The organism is Pseudoruminococcus sp., assembly GCF_047012705.1.
In the GTDB taxonomy this organism is placed as follows: domain Bacteria; phylum Bacillota; class Clostridia; order Oscillospirales; family Acutalibacteraceae; genus Pseudoruminococcus.
In genome coordinates, this window is sequence record NZ_JBKXNW010000001.1 from 235,573 (window position 1) to 259,971 (window position 24,399).

General features: G+C 38.9%; 22 protein-coding genes and 1 riboswitch. Of the genes, 4 read left to right on the forward strand and 18 right to left on the reverse strand.

Annotated elements, in window-relative coordinates:
• Positions 1 to 5 precede the first annotated feature (5 nt).
• Both ACLU24_RS01110 and ACLU24_RS01115 read right to left on the reverse strand, forming a co-directional pair.
• Positions 6 to 1,256, reverse strand: a complete 1,251-nt coding sequence (locus ACLU24_RS01110; RefSeq protein WP_412609638.1) for a PBSX family phage terminase large subunit — start codon at positions 1,254 to 1,256, stop codon at positions 6 to 8.
• On the reverse strand, positions 1,243 to 1,719 hold the full coding sequence (locus tag ACLU24_RS01115) for a terminase small subunit (RefSeq protein ID WP_412609641.1): 477 nt from the start codon (positions 1,717 to 1,719) through the stop codon (positions 1,243 to 1,245). Before ACLU24_RS01115 ends, ACLU24_RS01110 begins: the two co-directional genes overlap by 14 nt.
• A gap of 322 nt (positions 1,720 to 2,041) precedes the next feature.
• Positions 2,042 to 2,162: riboswitch (FMN riboswitch) on the forward strand.
• Positions 2,163 to 2,257: 95 nt separating this feature from the next.
• Between ACLU24_RS01115 and ribD the strand changes: the two genes are divergently transcribed.
• The 4 genes from ribD to ribH are packed head-to-tail and all read left to right on the forward strand — an operon-like array spanning position 2,258 to position 5,712.
• A complete protein-coding gene (gene ribD / locus ACLU24_RS01120) occupies positions 2,258 to 3,352 on the forward strand; it encodes a bifunctional diaminohydroxyphosphoribosylaminopyrimidine deaminase/5-amino-6-(5-phosphoribosylamino)uracil reductase RibD (protein WP_412609644.1) in 1,095 nt (364 codons plus the stop codon).
• Positions 3,352 to 3,975, forward strand: a complete 624-nt coding sequence (locus tag ACLU24_RS01125; RefSeq protein ID WP_412609647.1) for a riboflavin synthase — start codon at positions 3,352 to 3,354, stop codon at positions 3,973 to 3,975. The genes ribD and ACLU24_RS01125 overlap by 1 nt, the downstream gene beginning before the upstream one ends.
• A 57-nt stretch (positions 3,976 to 4,032) precedes the next feature.
• On the forward strand, positions 4,033 to 5,247 hold the full coding sequence (locus tag ACLU24_RS01130) for a bifunctional 3,4-dihydroxy-2-butanone-4-phosphate synthase/GTP cyclohydrolase II (RefSeq protein WP_412609653.1): 1,215 nt from the start codon (positions 4,033 to 4,035) through the stop codon (positions 5,245 to 5,247).
• A gap of 3 nt (positions 5,248 to 5,250) precedes the next feature.
• Entirely contained in the window at positions 5,251 to 5,712 is a 462-nt protein-coding gene (gene ribH / locus ACLU24_RS01135; RefSeq protein ID WP_412609656.1) for a 6,7-dimethyl-8-ribityllumazine synthase, read from the forward strand.
• A 48-nt stretch (positions 5,713 to 5,760) separates the two neighbouring features.
• Here ribH and uvrC read toward each other — a convergent pair whose 3' ends face one another.
• The 16 genes from uvrC to ACLU24_RS01215 form a co-directional block, all read right to left on the reverse strand.
• Positions 5,761 to 7,596 (reverse strand): excinuclease ABC subunit UvrC, encoded by a 1,836-nt coding sequence (gene uvrC / locus ACLU24_RS01140; protein ID WP_412609657.1) that lies wholly within the window; start codon positions 7,594 to 7,596, stop codon positions 5,761 to 5,763.
• A 282-nt stretch (positions 7,597 to 7,878) separates the two neighbouring features.
• Complete coding sequence (locus ACLU24_RS01145; RefSeq protein WP_412609660.1) at positions 7,879 to 8,142, reverse strand: HPr family phosphocarrier protein; 264 nt, start codon at positions 8,140 to 8,142, stop codon at positions 7,879 to 7,881.
• Between the two features lie 557 nt (positions 8,143 to 8,699).
• On the reverse strand, positions 8,700 to 9,470 hold the full coding sequence (gene trmD / locus ACLU24_RS01150) for a tRNA (guanosine(37)-N1)-methyltransferase TrmD (RefSeq protein WP_412609662.1): 771 nt from the start codon (positions 9,468 to 9,470) through the stop codon (positions 8,700 to 8,702).
• On the reverse strand, positions 9,460 to 9,969 hold the full coding sequence (gene rimM / locus ACLU24_RS01155) for a ribosome maturation factor RimM (RefSeq protein WP_412609665.1): 510 nt from the start codon (positions 9,967 to 9,969) through the stop codon (positions 9,460 to 9,462). Before rimM ends, trmD begins: the two co-directional genes overlap by 11 nt.
• Positions 9,970 to 10,271: 302 nt before the next feature.
• Complete coding sequence (locus ACLU24_RS01160) at positions 10,272 to 10,820, reverse strand: hypothetical protein (RefSeq protein ID WP_412609668.1); 549 nt, start codon at positions 10,818 to 10,820, stop codon at positions 10,272 to 10,274.
• Positions 10,821 to 11,066: 246 nt separating this feature from the next.
• Positions 11,067 to 14,621, reverse strand: a complete 3,555-nt coding sequence (nifJ, locus tag ACLU24_RS01165) for a pyruvate:ferredoxin (flavodoxin) oxidoreductase (protein WP_412609671.1) — start codon at positions 14,619 to 14,621, stop codon at positions 11,067 to 11,069.
• A 624-nt stretch (positions 14,622 to 15,245) separates the two neighbouring features.
• Positions 15,246 to 16,028: a nucleotidyltransferase domain-containing protein gene (locus ACLU24_RS01170; protein ID WP_412609674.1), complete on the reverse strand. Its 783-nt coding sequence runs from the start codon at positions 16,026 to 16,028 to the stop codon at positions 15,246 to 15,248.
• 14 nt (positions 16,029 to 16,042) lie between these two features.
• Positions 16,043 to 16,975 (reverse strand): hypothetical protein, encoded by a 933-nt coding sequence (locus ACLU24_RS01175; protein WP_412609677.1) that lies wholly within the window; start codon positions 16,973 to 16,975, stop codon positions 16,043 to 16,045.
• Between the two features lie 26 nt (positions 16,976 to 17,001).
• Positions 17,002 to 17,808 carry a GNAT family N-acetyltransferase gene (locus ACLU24_RS01180; RefSeq protein ID WP_412609680.1) on the reverse strand — a complete coding sequence of 269 codons (807 nt, stop codon included), beginning with the start codon at positions 17,806 to 17,808 and terminating at the stop codon, positions 17,002 to 17,004.
• A gap of 42 nt (positions 17,809 to 17,850) precedes the next feature.
• On the reverse strand, positions 17,851 to 20,208 hold the full coding sequence (locus ACLU24_RS01185; protein ID WP_412609683.1) for an endonuclease MutS2: 2,358 nt from the start codon (positions 20,206 to 20,208) through the stop codon (positions 17,851 to 17,853).
• A gap of 42 nt (positions 20,209 to 20,250) precedes the next feature.
• Positions 20,251 to 20,994, reverse strand: a complete 744-nt coding sequence (recO, locus tag ACLU24_RS01190) for a DNA repair protein RecO (RefSeq protein WP_412609686.1) — start codon at positions 20,992 to 20,994, stop codon at positions 20,251 to 20,253.
• The gene (locus ACLU24_RS01195; RefSeq protein ID WP_412609689.1) at positions 20,936 to 21,109 is read right to left on the reverse strand and encodes a hypothetical protein; all 174 of its coding nucleotides are present in this window, start codon (positions 21,107 to 21,109) and stop codon (positions 20,936 to 20,938) included. Before ACLU24_RS01195 ends, recO begins: the two co-directional genes overlap by 59 nt.
• Positions 21,110 to 21,357: 248 nt before the next feature.
• Positions 21,358 to 22,281 carry a GTPase Era gene (gene era / locus ACLU24_RS01200; RefSeq protein ID WP_412609692.1) on the reverse strand — a complete coding sequence of 308 codons (924 nt, stop codon included), beginning with the start codon at positions 22,279 to 22,281 and terminating at the stop codon, positions 21,358 to 21,360.
• A gap of 51 nt (positions 22,282 to 22,332) precedes the next feature.
• Positions 22,333 to 22,821 carry a diacylglycerol kinase family protein gene (locus ACLU24_RS01205; protein WP_412609694.1) on the reverse strand — a complete coding sequence of 163 codons (489 nt, stop codon included), beginning with the start codon at positions 22,819 to 22,821 and terminating at the stop codon, positions 22,333 to 22,335.
• Entirely contained in the window at positions 22,818 to 23,324 is a 507-nt protein-coding gene (gene ybeY / locus ACLU24_RS01210) for an rRNA maturation RNase YbeY (RefSeq protein WP_412609697.1), read from the reverse strand. Before ybeY ends, ACLU24_RS01205 begins: the two co-directional genes overlap by 4 nt.
• Positions 23,311 to 24,324, reverse strand: a complete 1,014-nt coding sequence (locus tag ACLU24_RS01215; RefSeq protein ID WP_412609700.1) for a PhoH family protein — start codon at positions 24,322 to 24,324, stop codon at positions 23,311 to 23,313. The genes ybeY and ACLU24_RS01215 overlap by 14 nt, the downstream gene beginning before the upstream one ends.
• Positions 24,325 to 24,399 lie beyond the last annotated feature (75 nt).

A 24,399-nucleotide genomic window follows, 5' to 3' on the forward strand; every position in this document is an offset into this window, starting at 1 on the left:
ATCACCTACCTTTCTGCAGAAACGGCAAAGAAACCGCCTCCGCTCTTATTCAAGAGCGTTGTCACAAAATACCTCATATCGTCCATAGCGTGGTCATTTTCTTTTATCGGAGCATCACGACCGTTGCTATCCCAACGATAAAGTCCAAATTCTCGGATTATATCAGTACACGCTCTGCAAATTTTAATTTCGCCCTGTTTTAAAGCTGTCGAAACTCGTCTTATACCGTCAAGGACATTGTTTTCCGCAGGATATACTGCAAATTTGCCCTTTCTTCTGACAAGCTCTATAAAGCTTGCCGCTGATGGGTCAACCGTAATTCTTTCAACATTCCTATCACCAACTAATTTCAGTAAACCCTCATAATGCTCCTCGTCCGTTTTTTGATTACCCTCTCTGCGTGAATCGAAGTAATATTCGTCAATTCTGTACCATACAGTACCCTGTCTGCCCCAAAGTCCGAATGAAGCAGGATTCACTGTACCGTAATCGCACGAAACGACATATTCATCAAATTCACCCTTAGGTTCATCACAAAAGGCTGTAATATCGCTCATAAAAGGATAAACAAGACCTTCTGCGGCAACCCACTTTCCAAGGACAAAGCGTTCATAAAAAGTTCCCGAATAAAGGCTCTCATAACGTCTAATCATCTCTTTAGAAAGTGACGGATTATCCTGCATAGTAAAATGCAGATATAAAGCATTTTTTTCCTTGCGTTTCAGAATCCATTCTGTATAGAACCAGTGCTTAGGAAATTCAGGATTGCAGTTGAACCAAAATTTCGAGCCTTCAACAGAACATCTCGCAAGAGCCTGTTCAACAAAGGAACGAACCAACAATGCCGCCTCATCAAACATAACGCCCGAAAGCGTCATACCTTGAATCAATGAGGCCGAGCCTTCATCACGACCTCCGAAAAGGTAAAAACGATTTTTCTTATCGTGATAGCTGATGTCAACATAATTTGCCGAAACTTTCTCCTCGCAGATAAAGCCTTGATTTTTTAGCAACGACATCAGCGGAACTAAAACATTTCTGCGAACAGAGCGAATAGTTTTTCCGCAGATTGCAAAATCACCACTGTTAAATCTCGCAAAAGCCCACAACACAAATGAAAGACTCATACAAACCGTTTTTCCACTTCTGACCGCACCATCACAAATAATAGCGTCATAAGCGCTATCTCTGCTTTCCGGATACCACCATGTCAGAAGTTTAAGCTGTTTTTTAGAAAAGCTTTCAATCTTCGCCATAGTCATCAGCCTTTTCTAAAGCTTTTGCACCATTCTTGATTGCATCGAAAAGTGAGCTTTGCTTTTTACTGCTCTCCTTATCGAAATCACCCATTTTTTCAAGTGCCTTAAGCCTGTCAAAAAACTTAATTTCCATCGCACCGTCCTTAGGCTTTTTAATCTCTGCAATATTTGTGAGGTCGAGCTTTTCAATCTCATCATCAGACGGATTTTCGCAATAGAGAAGCTTTATTGCGTCAGTCACCTTCCCTAAAGCAAGCCTTTCATAACCAAGACACGCCCTTGCCTGACTACTTTTAATCATAGTTTCGCAGATAGCGTTAATTTTTTTGCGAATATCCGCTCTGCAAAGAAGATGCGGACCATCTCTCTTTGGATTTTCATACCCCGCAGAATCTGCGGCTCTGACTGCGTCACCCCACAAGGCAAAATATTCGCAAAATGTCTTTTCCTTTTCAGGCATTCTGTTTCTTATACCCGTTTTTACATCATTCCTTTCATTGAATGTAGAGATATTTTTTATCTATCAGCACTCCGTCAAATTTACTGTCTTAAAAAAGTACCTCTCACTATACCCGACGAAATGAAAAAAATTTGACCTCAAAAGGTCAAATTTCATAATTTGTTTACTATTTATTAACAAAATATTTAATATTAAATAATCATAGTTGATTTGTAGTAATGTAATTTTAATGCTTTCGAATACCTGTTAAAAACAATTTTTTATTCGCCTTTTTTATTACTCTTGCATTTTCTCAACTACTGTGCTATACTTTATCCACAATATAATTCTTCGGGGCGAGGCGAAATTCCTCACCGGCAGTTATAGTCTGCGAAAAGTGCTTGCACTTCCGATTCGGTGAAATTCCGAAACCGACGGTATAGTCCGGATACGAGAAGATTTATCTTTGACAGCACATAGGCTGTCTTAATATCATTGCATAAAAATTGCCCCGTATGATTTTATTTCATACGGGGCTTTTCTGTTTGGTGGGATTATTATGAATGATGAATTTTATATGCAGCGAGCCATAGAGCTTGCTAAAAGAGGTGAAGGCTTTGTTTCGCCAAATCCTCTTGTCGGAGCAGTTATTGTCAAGGACGGCAAAATCATCGGTGAAGGCTGGCACGAGAGATGTGGCGAACTTCACGCCGAAAGAAACGCCCTTAAAAACTGTAAAGAATCAACTCAAGGCTCTACAATTTATGTCACGCTTGAACCTTGCTGTCACTACGGAAGAACGCCTCCTTGCACAGAAGCAATTATCGAGGCAAAAATCAGTCGAGTTGTTATCGGTTCTCGTGACCCCAATCCGCTTGTTTCTGGCAAGGGTGCGGAAATTTTGCGTAAAGCTGGAATTGAAGTTATTGAAGACTTTATGCGTGATGAATGTGATAAACTCAATCCGATTTTCTTTAGATATATAACAACAAAATTGCCCTATGTTTCGCTTAAATACGCAATGACCGCCGATGGCAAAATCGCAACATATTCCGGAAAATCAAAATGGATTACAAATGAATTTTCGAGAAATGATGTTCACCGCCTGCGTAAAAAACATAGAGCCATTATGGTTGGTATAGGTACAGTTCTTGCAGATAATCCTATGCTTAATTGCCGAATTGAAAACGGCAGAAACCCGATAAGAATAGTTTGCGACAGCAAGCTAAGAATACCTCTTGATTGCAATATCTGCAAAACCGCAAATGAAATAAGCACACTTGTAGTTTCTGCGATAGAAAATTCCGAAAAGCAATCCGAACTTGAAAAAATGGGCGTAAAAACTCTCGTACTTCCCGATGAAAATGGAAAAGTCGATTTGAAAAAGCTTATGCAATATCTTGGCGAAAAATCCATTGATAGCGTGCTTATCGAGGGCGGCGGAACACTTGCATATAGTGCCTTACAAGCAAAAATAGTCAACCACATTTATTCCTATATTGCACCGAAAATTTTCGGTGGAGAAAATGCAAAAACACCGGTAGAGAGCGTCGGAGTAGAAACACCCGATGATTGCTTCAAGCTAAAAAGAACCGCTGTTCGTGAAATGGGCAGTGATATTCTTATCGAATATGATGTTCTGGAGGTGCAGTAATGTTTACAGGAATTATCGAAGAAATTGGCACTATAAGAGAGGTTCGTTCGGGCAAGCTTAAAATTTCCGCATCAACTGTTCTTGAAGGAACAAAGGTCGGCGACAGCATAGCTGTAAACGGTGTCTGCCTTACTGCGACAAGCATTGACGGCAATTCATTCACCGCCGATGTTATGCCCGAAACACTCAGGCGTTCCAATCTCGGCGAACTTCACTCAGGCTCTAAGGTCAATCTCGAAAGAGCCGCCGCAGTAGGTTCAAGACTTGGTGGACACATTGTTTCAGGACACATTGATGGCACAGGCAAAATCATTTCCATAAAGCGTGAACAAAATGCTGTATGGGTAACAATTTCTGCAAAAAGCGAAATTCTTGAACTTATTGTCGAAAAAGGTTCTATTGCCATTGACGGCATAAGTCTGACTGTTGCAGAAGTTACAAACGAAAATTTTTCCGTTTCATTGATTCCGCATACAAGTGAGGTTACAACCTTGCTTTCAAAAAGAGTTGGCGAAGTTGTAAACTTAGAAAATGATGTCATAGGAAAATATGTCAAAAAGCTTATGGGCAAGAGTGAGAAAAAGGGCATAACACTTGAATTTCTCGCCGAAAACGGTTTTTAGTGGGTGCCGACCCACAAGTCAATAAATAAATCCATTCTTAACCAAGGAGGTTAATATATGTATAAATTCAATACTATCGAAGAAGCTCTTGAAGACCTTCGAGCAGGCAAAATTATTCTTGTCACAGATGACCCCGATAGAGAAAACGAGGGTGATTTAATCTGTGCGGCAGAATTTGCCACACAAGCAAATGTTAATACTATGGCTACATATGCCAAAGGCTTAATTTGTATGCCTATGAGCAAAGAATACGGCAAAAAGCTCAATCTTCCACAGATGGTCAGTGAAAACACCGATAACCATTGTACCGCTTTCACCGTTTCTATCGACCACATAGACACAACAACTGGTATTTCTGCCGTAGAGCGTTCATATACAGCTATGAAGTGCGTTGAAGACGGTTCAAAGCCTGAAGATTTCCGCCGTCCTGGACATATGTTTCCGCTTATAGCAAGAGATGGCGGTGTACTCGTCAGAAACGGACACACCGAAGCCACCGTTGACCTTATGCGCCTTGCCGGTTTAAAGCAAGTAGGTCTTTGCTGTGAGGTTATGGAAGATGACGGCACAATGATGAGAACAACTAATCTCAAAAAGCTTGCCGAAAAGCTCAATATAAAATTCATCACTATCCACGACCTGCAAGATTACTGCCGCCGTCACGAAAAGCATGTCATTCGTGAGGCTGTCGCAAAGTTACCGACAGAATACGGCGAATTTAAAATTTATGGCTATGTAAACGATATTACAGGCGAGCACCATGTCGCACTTGTCAAGGGCGAAATCGGCGATGGAAAAAACCTTCTTTGCCGAGTACATTCCGAGTGTTTAACAGGCGATGTTTTCGGTTCACGCAGATGTGATTGCGGAAAACAGCTCGCAAAAGCTATGGAAGTAATCAACAACGAAGGCAGAGGCGTTATACTCTATATGCGACAAGAAGGTCGTGGCATAGGCTTGATTAACAAACTCAAAGCGTATGAACTTCAAGAAAATGGCTTTGATACTGTTGAAGCAAATATCAAGCTTGGCTTTGCACCAGACCTCAGAGAATATTGGATAGGCGCCCAGATTCTTGCTGATTTAGGTGCTAAGGAGCTTAGACTTCTCACCAATAACCCGGAAAAGGTTTACGGTCTTGACGGCTTTGGCGTAGAGATAGTCGAAAGAGTTCCGATAGAAATTGCTCCACAAAAGGACGATATTTTCTATCTCAGAACTAAAAAAGAAAAAATGGGACATATTTTCAAGGAAAATTTAGAGGAGGAATAAATAATGAAAATTATTGAAGGAAATGTAGTAGCAGAGGGCATTAAGATTGGTATAGTAGCGTCAAGATTTAACGAGTTCATCGTTTCTAAGCTTCTCGGCGGAGCAAGGGACGCTCTTATTCGACATGGTGTCAACGATGATGATATTACAGCAGCATGGGTTCCAGGTGCGTTTGAGATTCCGCTTGCCGCACAAAAAATGTCTGATTCAGGCAAATATGATGCAGTTATTTGCGTAGGTGCAGTTATAAGAGGTTCAACATCTCACTATGATTATGTTTGCAATGAAGTTTCTAAGGGTATTGCTACTGTCGGACTTAACAGCAAAATTCCTGTTCTTTTCGGTATTCTCACAACAGATACAATCGAACAGGCTATTGAAAGAGCTGGCACAAAAGCCGGCAATAAGGGCTACGATGCCGCAACTTCCGCAATCGAAATGGTCAACCTTATGAAACAATTATAAGTCTAAAAAAGCTAAAACAGGTACTTGCCTTAAAGCAAGTACCTGTTTTTAATTATCTCTTTTATGAAAATGCTTATAAACCGCCTCAGCAGCAGGCCTTGTCATCGTTGGAACATTCATCAGTTCATCTACATCAGCATCACTGATACGCTGAATAGTCTTAAAAAATTTCAAAAGAGCCTTAGCACGAGTTTCTCCAATACCATCTATTGAGGTAAGCGAGGAAGTAAATGATTTCTTTTTGCTTGTAGTTCTCATATAGCCAATCGCAAAGCGATGCACCTCATCTTGAATAGTCGAAACAAGTGTAAACGCACTTCTTTTTGAGCTTATCGATATTTCTCCGCCGTCACCTGTAATGGCTCTTGTACGGTGTTTATCGTCCTTAACCATACCAAAAAGCGGAATATTACCATATCCAAGCCTTTCAAGAACCGGACGAACCGCACTGACCTGACCTTTACCGCCATCAAGCAATATCAAGTCCGGAAGCGTGCCAAAACCCTCCTCGCCCTTATGAAGTTCATATTCCTTAAATCTTCGCTCAAGAACCTCCGCCATAGATGCGTAATCGTCCTGACCAACAAAGCTTTTTATCTGAAAGCGTCTGTAAGAACTTTTATATGGTCTGCCATTTCTGAAAACAATCATTCCGGCAACATTAAAACTGCCCGAAAGATTAGATATATCATAAGATTCAATAAATTCAGGAACTTTTTTCAAGCCCAAAAGTTCAGCAAGTTCTCCGAGTGCTGAAGTATCGCTACCCTTGTGACCTCGACTTTGAGCAAGCCTTTCAGCAGCATTTTTCTTTGCAAGCTCAATAAGACGCATCTGTTCTCCCTTTTGCGGGATATGAATATGCACTTTGCGACCTGCCAAATCACTTAGCCACATTTCTACAAGCTCAACAGATTCAACCTCACCATCAATCATTATCATAGGCGGTATCTTATCACGCATAGAATAATATCTGTTTATAAATTCTGAGCGAGCAGTTTCCGGAGAACCAATATCGCTAAGCAGAAAATCTTCTTTATCAAAGAGCCTGTTTTCGTCAAACCTCAGAACAGAAAAACAAGCGTCATTACCTTCTTGCATAAGCGCAATTATATCCTGTTCAGCGAGCCTTGTAGCCATAACAGTCTGTTTGTCTGCCATACGCTTAATAGCTGCAATTCTATCCCTAAGCTTTGCGGCAAGTTCAAATTCAAGATTTTCAGAAGCAATTTCCATACGCTTTTCAAGTTCAGAAATAGAGCCGGCATTTCCATTTTTCAAAAAGTCTATTGCACTATCAACCCGCTCACGATAATCGCTGAGAGAAATATTTCCCCTGCAAGGTGCGCAACACTGCTTAATATAATAATTCAAACAAGGTCTGCTCTTGCGAAAATCTCTCGGAAAACATTTATTACAGCTTGGAAGCTTAAAAATCTTTCTTGCCTCATCAACAGCATTTTTAACAAACCACGAACTTGTATAAGGCCCTATATAAGTCGCACCATCATCATTTTTCTGCATAACATGGGAGATTTTGCACCAATCCTCATTGCTTATTCTGATATAACTATATCCCTTATCGTCCTTTAAAAGAATATTATATTTCGGTTGATGTTGTTTTATAAGACTACATTCAAGCACAAGAGCCTCAAATTCGCTCGAAGTCAAAATATAGTCAAAATCGTCAACATTAGAAACCATTCTACGAACCTTTTCCTGATGATTCCTGTCCGAGCCGAAATATTGACTAACACGATTTTTAAGAGCCTTAGCCTTACCGATATATATTATTTCTCCAGATTTATTTTTCATTATATATACGCCTGGTGAAAGCGGCAGATTCATAGCCTTTTCACGAAGCTGTCTTAATTTTGGATTCATACTATCTCACCAACTTTCAAGCGGAGTGCCTCCGCTGTCAAGACATAAATTCTAAATTTGCTCATATTTAAGCTACCATAACTAAACAGACTTTGCCCTTCCTTTAAAGAAATTAAAAATTTCCCTATCAGCAAATATTTCTCTCCATTAATAGCTTTCATCAAATTCACTTATTTAAATCATACCACAAACCGCACTAAAATAAAATAGTCCAAATTACACCTCGAAACAAAAAAGCACCGCCTAAAAGCGATGCTTTAAAAATCAATAATTTATTTAAAATTATTCAGAGAAACCTGACTGTACGAGCTTAACAAGACTTTCAACAGCGGCTTCTTCGTCAGAACCATCAGCCATAACTCTGATAGTTGTGCCACCAACGATACCAAGTGAAAGAACACCAAGAAGGCTCTTAGCATTTACGCGTCTTTCTTCTTTTTCTACCCAAATAGATGATTTAAATTCATTAGCTCTTTGAATAAAAAAAGTAGCAGGTCTTGCATGAAGTCCAACTTGGTTTTGCACCATAACATCTTTAACGTACATTATAATCTCTCCTTTTAAGGTTTTCAGTATATCCCCTCATCGTAATTATATTTCTCTTATAATTACAATTATCCATATCCGTATTATAGCACAATTTGGAATATCGTCAACCATTTTTGAGAAATTTGTACTAATATACGATAACATTCAAAAATAAACTGTGCTTTATTGTGCAAAGTGCCATAATTTGTTGAAAAATTTGCTGTATTTTGACATTAAAAATTAACATTTTATTGAATTTTTGAAAGTAAATACAAATTTCTGATAATAATATGCCCTTATTGTTGTCCAAAAATTCCATTACACATAAGCAAATGTAGATTTTCATATATTTTCCACATCTATCAATTAACACGCGTGTTAAAATTCATTTATTTTGCCAATAGTAATTTAATAAAAAAACTAATCAAAAACTATTAAAATGCAATTATATTCATTTTTAAAGAATTCGCCGTAAATTTAATTCTTATTAAGAATTATAATTTATTCTATTTTAGTATTTTACTTTGCTAAAAAAGCAAGCTTATATTTGATTTTTGACACAAAAGTGTAACTCATCAATTTGATAGCTTTTCATTATCTTTCATGACTTCATTTTTGCTTTTGAGATATTCCTCAAGAAATTTTTTCTCTTTATCCGTCAAATCTGCTTTTTCAATCATATCAGGACGCTTATCCGCTGTACGAATTATCATTTGTTCTCTACGCCATTTTTCAACATTAGCGTGATGACCACTCAAAAGTACATCCGGAACAGCTCTATCTCTCCAAACAGCAGGCTTTGTATATTGTGGATACTCCAAAAGCCCATTATAATGGCTTTCCTCCTCAAAACATTCATCATCAGAAAGTACACCGGGAGCTAATCTCGAAAGCGAATCTGCCAAAACCAGCGCAGGAAGCTCACCTCCAGTCAGAACATAGTCGCCAATAGAAATCTGTTCATCAACATATTCATCAAGAACTCTCTCATCGACGCCCTCATAATGTCCGCAGAGTATACATATATTCTCATACTGTGAAAGCTCAACGAGCTTTTTCTGTGTCAGCGTTTCGCCCTGAGGTGACATATAAATCAAATGAGGACGACTATTGGTCTTTTTGCAAATGTCTTCAAAGCAAAGTGCTATCGGTTCTGCCATAAGCAGCATACCCATACCGCCACCATAAGTTGTATCATCTACACGCTTATGCTTATCAAAGGCATAATCTCTTAGTTGATGACATTCAACATCAATCGCACCTTTTTTCCTTGCTCTGCCAATAATACTTTCCCCCATAACAGTTTCGCACATTTCGGGGAAAAGTGTTATAATATCAATCCTCATCGTCAAAAATTCCCTTCATCGGACGAATTATAAGTATGCCGTCCTCAATATTTCTTTCAACAATAACATCAGGAATAGCCGGAATCAGATAATCCTTTCCGTCCTTAGTCACCTGATATACATCGTTAGCACCTGTTTTCATAACATCGGTAACCTCGCCATATTCCTCGCCCGTATCGCAATCAAAAGTTTTCATACCAATTATATCCTGAACAAAATAAACGCCCTTAGGAAGCTTAACATCATCACGATTTATATAAAGCACTCTGCCACGCAATTCATCAGCCTCATTAACGTCGTTAACACCCTCAAGATGAACAATCGTAATATTCTTATGCGGTCTTGACGAAATCACCTTCAATTCTGTACCATCTTTATAATAAAGTCTCTTAAATTTCGCCAAAAATTCAGCACTATCACACCAAGGGTCAACTCTTACTTCACCTTTAAGTCCGTGTGTACCGACAATTCTTCCCGCTTCTAAAAACTGATTTTTCATAATCTCTCACACTCCTCAATATCATAAACCTAACACCATAATTCTTTATTTTAATAAAAATTAAAAGTTTCGCTCAAGGCGGAGTGCCTCCGCTATCAAGACGCGTTCCACTCTTCTTCTAAATTAGCACTTATCATTCGCGTTTAAGTTTTTCGATTAAAAATTCCTCTCAAGCCTTTTCAAAATCTTTATGAACTAACAGCCATCGTCGAGCTCATATTGATTATAAACTCAAGAAACCATAGTACGATTATATCTGTAATCCGCATAAAAATCAATATGAAAAAACTAATTATAACTACTCACATTGTATCGCCAACTTCACCGATTGAATTCAGAAGTTTCTCGTATCCTCGTTGGCTTGAAGCACCATAAATCATCTGAAAACAATCGTCATCATTTCCGTCCAAAATAGCAAGCAAATTGTCGCTATCATTATAATATAACTTAATATTTATATCAATCCAGTTTTTTAGCTCAAAGGGATATTTTTTAAGCCGAGACTCAATCAAAGAAAATTCAGCTCTCGTTAATTCATAAAATCCTTCCGTACAAAATTCAAATGCAAATACCGCTTCATATGCAAGAGCCGCAGATAAAAACTCACTTACTGTATCCGCACACAAAACCCAATTTTTATCATCATTTGTTACATATACCGGAGGATTATCCAAAGTCAAGTCCTCACGCTTAATTCCGGCACGACAAACACCTTGATTTTCATTTAATAGAATCATATAGTCTGATTCTTGTGTCCATTTCCACTTTTTGAAGTGTTCCGGTAAAAACCAATTATCTTGTACATAGTTAAAAGCTTCAGTTCTTCCGGCTGTTCTATAATATTCTTCCAAAACTTTCGGGATATCTCCAAACAAACTCTTTATATAATCAATATCTTCATCAGTATAACCACAAAATTCTTCAACCGAATAAATTCGTTTCAACCTGTCAAAAAAGATTTTTCAAGATTCATACTTTCTATACTCCTTTTAATTTTTCGTAATGCAATATATAAACAAGGACTGTCATAGCCAAATTGCTATAACAGTCCCATCTTATATATTCAGATTATATGCGTATAAATTTTGCTCTAAAACTTATTTACCGGCAAGCTTTTCGAGATGCTCATACTTCTCAGCGGCAACCTTTTCAGCCTTTTCAAAGAGCTCTTCGGCACGCTCTGGGAATGAACGAGTAAGAGAGTTATAACGAACCTCACCCATGATAAAGTCACGATAGCTTTCAGTTGGAGCCTTACCATCGAGCATAAATGGATTCTTGCCCTCATCTGCAAGTCTTGGGTCAAAGCGGAAGATATTCCAGTAGCCAGCCGCAACGGCCTTCTTTTCCTCGATTTGAGAAATGCCCATACCGCCCTTAATACCGTGGTTGATACAAGGAGCATAAGCAATAATGATTGAAGGTCCGTTATAGCTTTCAGCCTCTGCGAATGCCTTTACGCACTGATTATAGTCAGCACCCATAGCTACCTGTGCAACATATACATAGCCATAGCTCATTGCGATAGCTGCGAGGTCCTTTTTCTTTGTTGACTTACCTGTTGCGGCAAACTGTGCAACAGAACCAACAGGTGTAGCCTTAGAAGCCTGACCACCGGTATTTGAATAAACCTCTGTATCGAATACGAGGATATTTACGTTCTTACCACTTGCGATAACATGGTCAAGACCACCGAAACCGATGTCGTATGCCCAACCGTCGCCACCGAATATCCACATAGACTTCTTAGCGAGGGAATCCTTATCAATAAGTGTCTTCTTAGCAAGTTCAGCAGCCTCACCGTTGCCGCCGGCAACTACTTCAAGCTTTTCGATAAGAGCGTCGGTAGCCTCTCTGCTTGCCTTTGAATCTGTAAGAGTATCAACATACTTAGCAACAGCTGCCTTAACTTCCTCATCAGCAGAAAGTTCAGCAATCTTTTCAACATTCTCTTTGAGTCTGTCGTGAATAGCATTCTGTGCAAGTGTCATACCAAAACCGAACTCAGCGTTATCCTCAAAGAGTGAGTTATGCCAAGCAGGACCAAAGCCCTTGTGGTTTACTGTGTATGGAGTTGCAGGTGCAGAACCACCCCAGATTGAAGAACAGCCTGTTGCGTTAGCGATGAACATTCTGTCACCAAAGAGCTGTGTAGCAAGCTTTGCATAAGGTGTTTCACCACAACCTGCACAAGCACCGGAGAACTCAAGGAGTGGCTGCTTGAACTGGCTGCCCTTAACAGTAGTTTCCTTAAACTTAGCAGCAACCTCTGGCTTTGGCTCAATAGTTCTGCCGTAATCGAATACTTCCTGTTGTGGACGCTGTGAGTCGATAGACTGCATTGTGAGAGCCTTATTACCCTTCATACCTGGGCAAACCTGTGCGCAAGAGCCACAGCCTGTGCAGTCGAGGGTAGAAATTGTCATAGAGAAGTTAAAACCGGCAAGACCTGTTGCAGGCTTAGACTTTGTATTTGCAGGAGCAGCTGCAAGCTCTTCGTTGCTCATAATTACAGGACGAATTACAGCGTGTGGGCAAACGAGTGAGCAGAAGTTACACTGAATACAATTTGCAGGATTCCATTCAGGAACATCAACAGCAATGCCTCTCTTCTCATAAGCAGCTGAACCCTGTGGAGCTGTACCGTCAACATGGCTTGAGAATACAGAAACAGGAAGCTTGTTGCCCTGATATGCGTTTACTGGCTTGAGGATAGAGTTTACATATTCAACAACATCAGCTCTGTCGCCTGTTGCAGGAGTATCAACTCTGTTATCTTCAGCAGTTTTCCAAGATTCAGGAACATTAACCTTGTGGAAGCTTTCCATACCCTTGTCAATAGCAGCGTGGTTCATAGCAACAATCTTTTCGCCCTTCTTGCTATATGACTTTGTAGCAGCGTCCTTCATATACTGCTTTGCATCTTCCTCAGGAATGATACCGGCAATTTTAAAGAATGCAGCCTGAAGAACTGTATTAATTCTTCCGCCAAGACCAATTTCCTTACCAATATCGATACCATCAATAGTATAGAAGTTAATATTCTTTTCAGCAATAATTCTCTTCATTTTGCCGGGGAGTCTTTCTTCAAGCTCTTCATCACTCCATGGGCAGTTGAGGAGGAAGCTTCCGCCCTCTTTAAGGTCCTCAACCATTTCATACTTGTCAACATAAGACGGGTTATGGCAAGCTACGAAGTCTGCCTTACTGATATAGTAAGTTGACTTAATTGGCTGATGTCCGAAACGAAGGTGAGAAACTGTAAGACCGCCAGACTTCTTAGAGTCGTATGCGAAGTAGCCCTGTGCATACATATCTGTGTGGTCACCGATAATCTTAATGGAGTTCTTGTTAGCACCAACTGTACCGTCAGCACCAAGACCCCAGAACTTACAAGAGCTTGTACCGGCAGGAGTTGTGTCAGGATTTTCCTTAACATCAAGAGAGAGATGTGTAACATCATCAACAATGCCGATTGTAAAGCGTCTCTTTGGCTCGTCTGTTTCCATATTTCTATAAACAGCAACAATATCGCCAGGAGTTGTATCCTTAGAACCTAAGCCGTAACGACCTGTATAAACAGGAACCATACCGAACTTAGAACCCTGAAGTGCTGCAAGAACATCAAGATAAAGCGGTTCACCGATAGAACCTGGCTCTTTTGTTCTGTCAAGAACAGAAATAGACTTAACAGTATCAGGAATAACATCAAGAAGATACTTAGCAACGAAAGGCCTGTAAAGTCTTACCTTGATAAGACCAACCTTATCACCCGCTGCGTTAAGATAATCAACAACTTCTTCTGTTGCGTCACAGACAGAACCCATAGCAATGATAACTCTCTCTGCATCAGGAGCACCATAATAGTTGAATGGCTTATAGTCTGTACCGATTTTTGCGTTGACCTGATTCATATAGTCAACAACAACCTCAGAAATCTTATCATAATATACATTACAAGCTTCACGAGCCTGGAAGAAAATATCGTCGTTCTGAGCTGTACCACGAATTACAGGGTGTTCAGGGTTCAATGCACGGCGGCGGAAAGCCTCAACAGCGTCCCAATCGAGCATATCGCCAAGGTCCTCATAATCCCAGACTTCAATTTTCTGAATTTCATGAGATGTTCGGAAACCGTCAAAGAAGTTAAGGAAAGGAACTCTGCCCTTAATTGCTGAAAGATGGGAAACAGCAGAAAGGTCCATAACTTCCTGTGGGTTATTTGAACATAGCATAGCATAGCCTGTCTGACGGCAAGCATAAATATCTGAATGGTCGCCGAAGATTGAGAGAGCATGGCTTGTAAGAGCACGAGCAGAAACATGAATAACGCTCGGCATAAGCTCTCCGGCCATTTTATACATATTAGGAATCATCAGCAAGAGACCCTGAGAAGCAGTAAAGGTGGTTGTCAAAGCACCTGCTGCGAGTGAGCCGTGAACAGCGCCGGCTGCGCCACCCTCAGACTGCATTTCTGTAACCTGAACTTCTCTTCCGAAAAGGTTCTTACGACCTGCAGCGGAAAACTTGTCTGTCTCATCAGCCATAACTGATGATGGAGTAATCGGATAAATTGCGGCAACATCTGTGAAAGCGTACGCTACATGAGCGGCAGCATTATTACCGTCCATTGTTTTCATTTTTCTTGCCATTGGAATTTCCTCCTTTGAGTTTATAAAGAAATAATCAACGCTGTACTAAAATCTTACAAGCGTTGGCAGCGGAACTAAATTATTCTATTTTTCCGAAACCAGTCGCACATAGCTATGCCACTGACATACTGCGTTTAGTTAATTCTATCACTTTTTCGTAATTATGTAAAGCATTATCTGTATAATTTTTATGGAAAGTTATAAGCTGTTGAAAACGCCCTATCAAAGGATTTTTTGCACTAATCAAAACTAAAAGTTTCGCGTGAGTCTTTTCTACACCAGCTTTGTTAGTGAAAGTCGTTCACGGTTTCCAAAAGCAGAGCCTTTGGTCGTTCTCCGCATAGAGCGAAATACTTTATGCTTCTCTAAGCGCAGGAGGGTAGAAAACATTCCTTTGGAATGTTTTTCTTAGGGAACCCTCGCAGAGAGTTTCCTGGTGGTGTGTCGCCACTGTCAAGACGCAGAATCGCTCAATAAATCTCGCTCGTAGTGAACATAAGAAATTTATCCATATAAATGACTAAACTACCGATTAGCTAAAGCACTAATCTGAAACAATTAAAAATTCCTCTCAAACCCTTTCAAATTATTATGAACTAACCTCTGTCATCTAACTCATCTTAGTTATAAATTCTCATCAACAACAAGTTTCAATTCAGAATAAATTCTTCTTATAACCTCATTAATATTTTCTGTATACATAACCTTAAAAAGTTCATCAAGATTTTCTTCAAAATTGTTTGGCAAAATTTTGCATTGCTTTTTTGCCAATTCTACAAGTCGCTTTTCGCCTGGGTGTGTTTTTTCGTTTAAAGCAAAAATTATATCAAAATAGCTTTCCAGGAATGCTGCTACTCTGTGATTTACGCTAACAAAATCCTTTCTTGCCACAGTTTTAGCTATTTGTTTATCATACGAAGGCAGACAACCGCTCAAAAGATTCATATTTCTTTCAATAATATTCTTTTTGAGTTCCTGCGGATATGGAACAGTAAAGCGTTCTTTCATAGCCTGTAATCTTCCGTTTCGGTCAAAAAGCACTTTACAAGTAACCACATTATGCCAGAAACAAGTTGTATAACCGTTCAAAGCCATATGATTTTCAACAATCTCTCCGATAAAACTGCTCATTCTGTCGATAGAGCGATAAATTATATCAATCTCTATGCCATCCTTCATAACGCAGTTATCCTCAAGCTCCCAATAGTGATTTGAGATTTCCATAATATCGCAATATTCGCTCAAAATTTTCCTCTTAGTGCTTGCAGGAATTTCATCAGTTGTATATACATAAATATCGTAATCAGATTTCTTATCGTTTTCGCCTGTCGCTCTTGAACCACCAAGAGCAACCGCCTCTACCTCATTTAAACTACTAAATTTTTCAACAATCTTTTCAAAATACAATTTTCTTCACCTCATCACCCAAATTGTTTTTCAAGCCAATTTTTAGCCTTATCGCTATATTCAGACACTGTTCCAGAATTTTCACCTGCCCATTTTTCAAGCTTTTTGCCATATTCTGAGATAGTATCCTTATTTTGTTCTACCCATTCTTCAGCCTTGCTTTCATACTCAGCAAGCTTATCTTTGTTATCATCAAGCCACTGTGCCATATCATCTCCATATTCTCTAAGCTGTTTTTTGTGTTCAATAATCCATTCCTTAGCCTTATCTGATGCAGAATCAAGCGTATCCGCAAGAATCTTATTAGATTTTAATGTAACACTCCCCTCCTCCGGAATAAATTCTTCAAGCGAAACCTTCAAATCTACACCTTCAACGGTAGTTTCAAGAGAAACAGGAAGCTGGAGCATATTTTTTTTGCATTTAATCTTATCTGCAAATGTTTTTTTAAGAATATCTCCAAGCATAGAATCTGGAATAGGAAGCATACCAAGCTTGGTATTTGACAAAGTAACCTCAAGTATTTTCTGAGATTTATCAAGATTAAATTCCGCCTCGCAATATACGCCGAAATCACCACTATAATTAAGCTGAGGTATATTCAAATTAACTCTGCCATAAATATCAGCCTTATTTTCATCGTGAAAATAAACCGCAAGGTCTTTTATCTTAGACTCACTCTTAGAGTCTACGCTCTTTCTTATGTATGAATTAACCTCTTGGTCATTGGCTGTATAATCTTTGCCAAAAATTGCGGCTTCGGCTATATCTGCAACAAGGTCAGCATTTATTTCAACAGTATCCGTTGTAGAATATTTATCCTTATATGGGTCTTGCATAGCAAGAATAACGCATACCGTACAAAATATAAGTCCCATAACTATAAGGCTAATGAGTGTTATAATAATTGATTTCAATAATATGTGCTTATTTTTTGTTGTTTTCAATACTCATCATCTCCATAGGTTATAATTCACTTTTCAATCAAAACTGATGAACCTTTAGATTTATCACCGTTAAGCCATTGCCATTCTTCAAAAAGCTCTATTTTTCCATTGCCTAAAATTTTAGGAATGCTGTGACAGCATCCAATTCTCACCTCATTATTTATATTTATATGCTGATAATAAAAATCCAGTTGATTATTTTCATCAACAGTCCCAATTAAATTTCCTCTAAAAATTTCACCTCCAGCATAATCTGCCCAAATAATATTTCCCTCTTGATGATATGTAAACCGTGTTTTGTCATCAACCTCGCCATTCTCGGTGTTTGTCTTTGGAACAAAACATCTTCCGTTATATGAAATACCTACTTCATATTCAGGCAGCGATTTTTCCATGATTTCATATACCAATACAACACCGTTTTCAACATAATATTTCTCATGACTTTGAGTAACATATCCTCTTCTCTCATAGAACTGGCTTGCAGGAAGTGAAGCATCTAACTTAACTACATTATAATTTAATGCTATTTGATTTTCAAGATTTTGTATAATAGTACTGCCAAATCCATTACCCTGAAATTCAGGATTTACATAAACTCTTGTAATATGGTTTTCATTATAACTTCCAGTTCCTAATATTTCACCATTTTCAATCAGAATTCCAAGACAGCCCTTTTCAATATCAGCACTAATCTTATCTTCATTATGAAGTTCACAAAAGAAATCAACAATCTCTTTTGGATAATACCTTGGATAAACAGTCTTTATTGTATTCTGAACTAAATCAAAAATTTCTTTAGACTGCGATTTATTGGCTGTTATATAATCCATATCTTACTCAATTCCAATCTACTGTATTTATATTACTTACTACTATTTCAACTCTGCAATAGTAACACCGGCATCTCCCTCACCATATGTTCCAAGACGATATGAACGGATTGAGGGGTGCTTTTTAAGGTGTGCCTGAATTTCCTTGCGAAGAACTCCCGTACCCTTTCCGTGAATAATAGTCAAAGTGTTTAAGTTCATAAGTATAGCAGAATCTATCGCATTATCAACGGACATAATCGCTTCCATAGCGGTCTGACCTCGCACATCAACCTCTGTTGAGGCTGTACGACTGACATCAGTTTTAACAGTTCTTGTCGATTTACGGATAGGCTTTTTAACCGTATCTTCCTTGAGAAGTCTAAGATTAGAAAACTCCACACGCATTTTGACAATTCCCGCCTGAACTAACGCATTCTGAGCAGTTTCGTCAATATCAAGAATAATTCCTTTTTTATCTATGTCGAAGATAAGGACATTATCGCCTTTTTTCAGCTTTCTCGGCAGAACATATTCGTCATTCTTTCTGCGTTCGATAGGGTCAGCATCATTTTCCATATTTCTAATACCGGCCTTTAACTTTGCCTTATCCTCAGCAGTAACATTCTGCTTTTTCTTAACAGCCTCAAGTTCGTCAAGGAGAGCATATACTTGTGCTCTTGCCTTTTGTACAATATTTCCGGCTTGAGCTTTTGCAAGGTCAAGCTCATTTTTCGCATCCTTTTCTATGCGTTCAGCCTTTTCATTGGCTTCCTTGAGAATCTGTTCAGATTCACGCTTAGTATTTTCAGCTTCAACAAGTTTTTCCTCAAGAACGCTTCTGCTGTCCTCAAGCTTCTTGACAACTTCCTCAAAGCGTGTGTTTTCTTGTGAAACAAGCTCCTCAGCACGAAGAATAATTTCATCATCAATACCCAGACTTTTAGAAATAGCAAAGGCATTCGACCTACCTGGCATACCAATCAAAAGCCTGTAAGTTGGTCTTAAAGTTTTAATATCAAATTCACAACAACCGTTTTCAACACCATTTGTTTCAAGTGCGAAACGCTTAATTTCGTCATAGTGAGTTGTTGCGGCAAGCCTTACCCCCATAGAACGAAGTCTTTCCAGAATAGCTGTTGCAAGAGCCGCACCCTCAGCAGGGTCAGTTCCCGAGCCAAGTTCATCTATAAGTACAAGAGAACGGTCATTTGCTCTCTTTAAAATTTGAATTATCATAGTCATATGAGCAGAGAAAGTCGAAAGCGACTGCTCAATACTCTGTTCATCGCCTATATCCGCAAGAACATCATCAAAAACAGAAAGTTCACTGTTATCCGATGCAGGAATCATCAGACCACACATAGCCATAAGCGAAAAAAGACCGATAGTTTTAAGTGTAACTGTCTTACCGCCCGTATTTGGTCCTGTAATTACAAGTGTATCAAAGCTTGTTCCAAGCTCAATATCGGTTGCAACGACTTTTTCAGGGTCAATGAGTGGGTGACGAGCCTTTTTTATTTTAATTCTTCCGTCTGCATTAAGTATCGGTGCAGTCGCTTTCATCTTATATGCAAGATTTGCCTTAGCAAAGATAAGATTAAGCTGTACAAGAATATCATAACTCTTGCACATAGAATCCGCATAAGCACCTATTTCCGCAGAAAGATTTGCAAGTATTCTTTCGATTTCAGCCTGTTCTTTAGAGCGTAAAATTCTAATATCGTTATTAGCTTCAACAACACCCATAGGCTCAATAAAAACTGTCGCTCCACTCGCCGAAGTATCGTGTACAAGTCCGGGAACAGAACTTCTGAATTCCGCCTTTACAGGAATAACAAATCTCCCACCACGAATAGTAACAATCGAATCCTGCAAAAATTTCTGATAAGACGCACTGTGTATAATCTTATCAAGTCTTTCTCTTACCTTAGAAGATGCAATAGAAATTTTTCTGCGAATATCCTGCAAATTATGTGATGCCGTATCCGCAATTTCATCTTCAGAAAGAATAGATGTTGTAATCTTCGTTTCAAGATACTTATTAGGAGTAAGCATATTAAACCTCATATCAAGTTTAGTTTCGATAGAGGCACTTTTCTTACGCCATTCCTCAAGAGAGCGGATAACTCTCAGAAGTTCGGCAATTCTAAGAAGTTCAAGAGTATTCAGAACCGCTCCCGCCTGCGCTCTGCGAATAGCGTTAGTCATATCACGAACCGTTCCAAAGGACGGTGTACCGAAACGCCCTACAAGCATATGTGCATCATTTGTTTCGGCAAGAAGTTCATTTGCCTCAAATAAACCACTTGAAGGTTCAAGAGCCAAAGCGGCTTCCCTTGAACGCTCAATAGAAGTTTCGTCCGCAAGAAGCAAAAGTATTTTGTCAAGTTCAAGACATTTATAAAATTTATTTTCCATATATTATCAAATCCTCAAATAAACCAGTTCAAAAATTTCAAATCACGATTTCATAGTATTATAGAAATCAAGCGATGCAAAGTGCCTGCCAACCGTATATATCAAATATTGCTCAGCGGCACAGGAAAACTCCTGCAGAGCTGTACCTGTAACATTAAAAGAGAAAATCTTTTCAAAATCCGCATAAATACTATGACGCATAGAAGTCAAAGCTCCTATACTAAGCGGAATATAGCTTTCCTCACCCTTATAGCACGAGTCGCAAAGCAGTATTCCCTCCGCCTTAGAAAAATACATAATCTTAGATTCGTATATTTTACACTTATCACAGCATACTAAATTTGGCATAAAACCTGCAAGCGACAAAAGTCTAAGCTCAAAAACTGCCTTTATAAGCGGCATAGGACGCTTTCCGTTTGCGACAAAATAAAGTGAATTTAAAATCAATCTAAGATAAGGAACAGTTTCTGCACCCTCCGGGACAATATTTATCATCAACTCGCAAAAATACTGAGCAAGTGCAAGCTTTTCTATATCGAGCCTTAATTCATAAAACACACTCAAAGGCTCGGCTTGGTCAATTATGTATTTATCCCGTCCTTTAAAGATAGAAAGACGGGAATAGCAAAGGGACTGCGTTCCAATGCAGAGATTAGATTTTATATTTTTTGCATTCTTAGCAAAACAACGAATAATACCGTCACTTTCAGTAAGCACGGTAACGAGCTTATCGCTCTCCCCAACACTCTGTTCTGTCAGAATAAGTCCCTTTGTCTGTATCCTCATATTGCATATCACCTGATGAGTTAGAATATTTTTCCGTACAATAAATAAGATAATCTTCAACCTTACCTGTTGAAGTGAAGTTCAGCCACGCCGTATTTTCATCAAGCCTATCCATATAGAACGCCTCCTTCAAACAAATAATTCTCTCACTATAATTATTTGTTTTGGATGCAAAATATATAAGTTGAAAATATTACCGCAAGAGTTTTTTAAACCAAACTTCCCCAAGAAACTCAAAAGTTTCGCTCAAGCCTTTTTAAAGGCTTGCAGGGTCGAGGGACAGCGTCCCTCGTAGGTTTTAAGGGCAACGCCCTTAACATTTCTTGCCCCCAAAAGGCGAACTTTGTAACTTATAATTTTCTATCAATTATCAAAATTTCTTTCATCATAACCGAGTGAGCGGAGTATACCCTCTCTATTACGCCAATCCTCTTTAACCTTTACCCATATAGTAAGGTTAATTTTACAGCCAAAAAACTTTTCCATATCAGCACGGGCATAACTGCCTATCTTTTTAAGCATAGAACCGCCCTTACCAATAATAATTCCCTTGTGGCTTGCCTTTTCGCAATAAACCGTTGCATCTATATCCGTAATATTGCTGTCCTCACGCTCTCTCATTCTTTCAACAACAACAGCTGAGCCGTGTGGAACTTCCTTTGCAAGCAATCTGAGCATTTTTTCACGAATAATTTCAGCCGCAAGAACTCTTTCAGGCTGGTCTGTAAGAGTATCATCGTCAAAGAAATGCATACCCTCCATAGCAAGAGCCTTCAATTCATTTTTCAGGTCATCTATACCGTCATTCGTCTGAGCAGAACAAGGCACAACCGCCTCGAAATCATAAAGCTTAGAAAACTTTGCAATCTGTCCTGCAAGTATTGTTTTATCTTTTAAAGTATCCGTCTTATTTATCGCAAGAACCGCCGGAATATCAAGAGCCTTAAATTTTTCAATAAGCTCCAATTCCTCTGACGAAACCTCTCTGCCAGCCTCCGTAACAAGCAGACAAGCGTCAACACCAGCAACAGATTCGCTTACAGAGCGTACCATAAATTTATCAAGTGAATTTCTTGGCTTATGCAAGCCTGGTGTATCAGTAAATACAAGCTGAGTTTCGCCTTCTGTAAGAACACCCATAATTCTCGTTCTTGTAGTTTGCGGCTTAGAAGAAACAATCGCCACCTTTTGTCCAAGAAGCGTATTAAGAATAGATGATTTACCTACATTCGGTCTGCCTACTATTGCAATAAACGCTGTTTTACTCTGAACATTTTCATTTCCCATAATTTTCTCCTTTAATAATCCCATAAAAACAACTTATAACAGCCGTTTATATTAATCACCGTCTTTTTTAGTCTTTCCAAATCTTCTACATATAGTTGGTAAAAATATTATATATATTAAGGCTATTATAATCGAAATCGCTAAAATTGCAAGCATTATCGGGTTTCCCATAAAATAATTATATATGTTTATATAACCCTTAGCATCACTGAATAATGCTATCGCAACACCCACCGCTCCTATTGCAAGTATAAGTACCGCTCCTGCTGCGGTATCTTTAGCTGCCTCTATGAGCTTATTATACTCCATACCGAATTTATTGGCTATTCTCTCAAGAGAAGTATTGAAAGCCTCGGCAGCGAGTACCATTGCGATTGTAATAATCAAGATTGCGTATTCAGTCCTCGTAAACTGAAAAAAACGTGCGAAAATAAGAACATATACCATTGCAACCGTATGTATTCTCATATTCCGCTCGTTTTTTATGCAGTATAAAATCCCTTTGAACGCAAACTTAAAGCCTCTTAGGAATTTTTTCATCTATTGTCGTCCATAACATAGCTTGATGATGCAGGAAGTCCAAGCTGTGTCATAATCTGCTCCTCTTTTTCTCTCATACGCAAACGCTGAAGTCCGTTATCCTCATGGTCATAGCCAAGAAGGTGGAGCATAGAGTGTGATGTAAGATAACCAACCTCACGCTGAAGGCTGTGTCCATATCTGTCAGCCTGTTCAACTGCCTTTTCGATAGATATAACAATATCTCCGAGAATCTTCGAGCCTGTTGTCGGATCAATATCATATTTTCCGTTTTCTCCCATAGGGAATGAGAGTACATCTGTTTCCATATCCTTATCACGATACTGTGCATTAAGCTCTTTAATCTGCTGATTATTTACGATAGTTACGCTAACTTCAACAGAGCCTTCAAATTCTTCCATCTTTAGAACAGCATTACAACAACGACGAATCAACATTCTAAGTCCCGTAGGGATTTTAACATCTTTCTGCTTGTTAGTGATAATAACCTTAATTTTGTCCATTATGGCTCTTCCTTTCTATAAAAGTTTTGTCTGAATCCTTTCTATCCTTACGCTCAGCGGCACGCTCATATGCTTTGATAATGTCCTGAACCAGCTTATGACGAACAACATCTTTTTCAGTAAAGCTGATGTTCGCAATGCCATCTATATTTTTCAGTATTCTTACTGCGTCTTTAAGACCCGAACGGCAGCCGCTCGGCAAATCTATCTGAGTAACATCACCGGTAATAACCATCTTAGAGTTAAAGCCAAGTCTCGTAAGGAACATCTTCATCTGTTCAGGACTTGTATTCTGTGCCTCATCAAGAATAATAAAACTGTCGTCAAGCGTTCTTCCTCTCATATATGCGAGCGGAGCGACCTCGATATTCCCTCTCTCGAGGTATTTTTGATAGGTTTCCGCACCAAGCATATCAAAAAGTGCGTCATAAAGAGGACGCAGATACGGGTCAACCTTACTCTGCAAATCACCCGGAAGAAATCCAAGCTTTTCGCCAGCCTCAACAGCAGGTCGGGTAAGAATAATTCTATTGACCTCGTGGGCTCTAAAAGAAGTTACCGCCATAGCAACAGCAAGATAGGTTTTACCTGTACCGGCAGGACCGACACCAATAGTAATGGTATTCTGCTTAATAGCGTTGCAGTAATTTTTCTGACCGATTGTTTTAGGTTTAACTGGTTTTCCCTTAGAGGTTATGCAAATGCAATCACCCGAAAGGCTTTCGATTTTCTGGTCGCTGCCCTCATTAACAAGCGACATACAATATCTGACATTCTGTTCGCTTAATGCCTCGCCGTGATTTATAAGTGTAAGCAAACTATTTATAACGCTTACTGCTTTTGAAACATTTTCAACATCACCGCTGATTTTAAGCTCCGAGCCACGAACAGTAACCGACACAAGGTACTCATTTTGTATAATTTTGATGTTTTCATCAAAAGTTCCAAAAAGTGCCACTGCCTGCTCCATTCTGTCAATATTTATCGTTTGTTCAAACATTCAACCACCCAATCGAAAATAAATTATTAACAATCGTAAAAAATATATAATTAAAATAGAATTTGCATATATTAT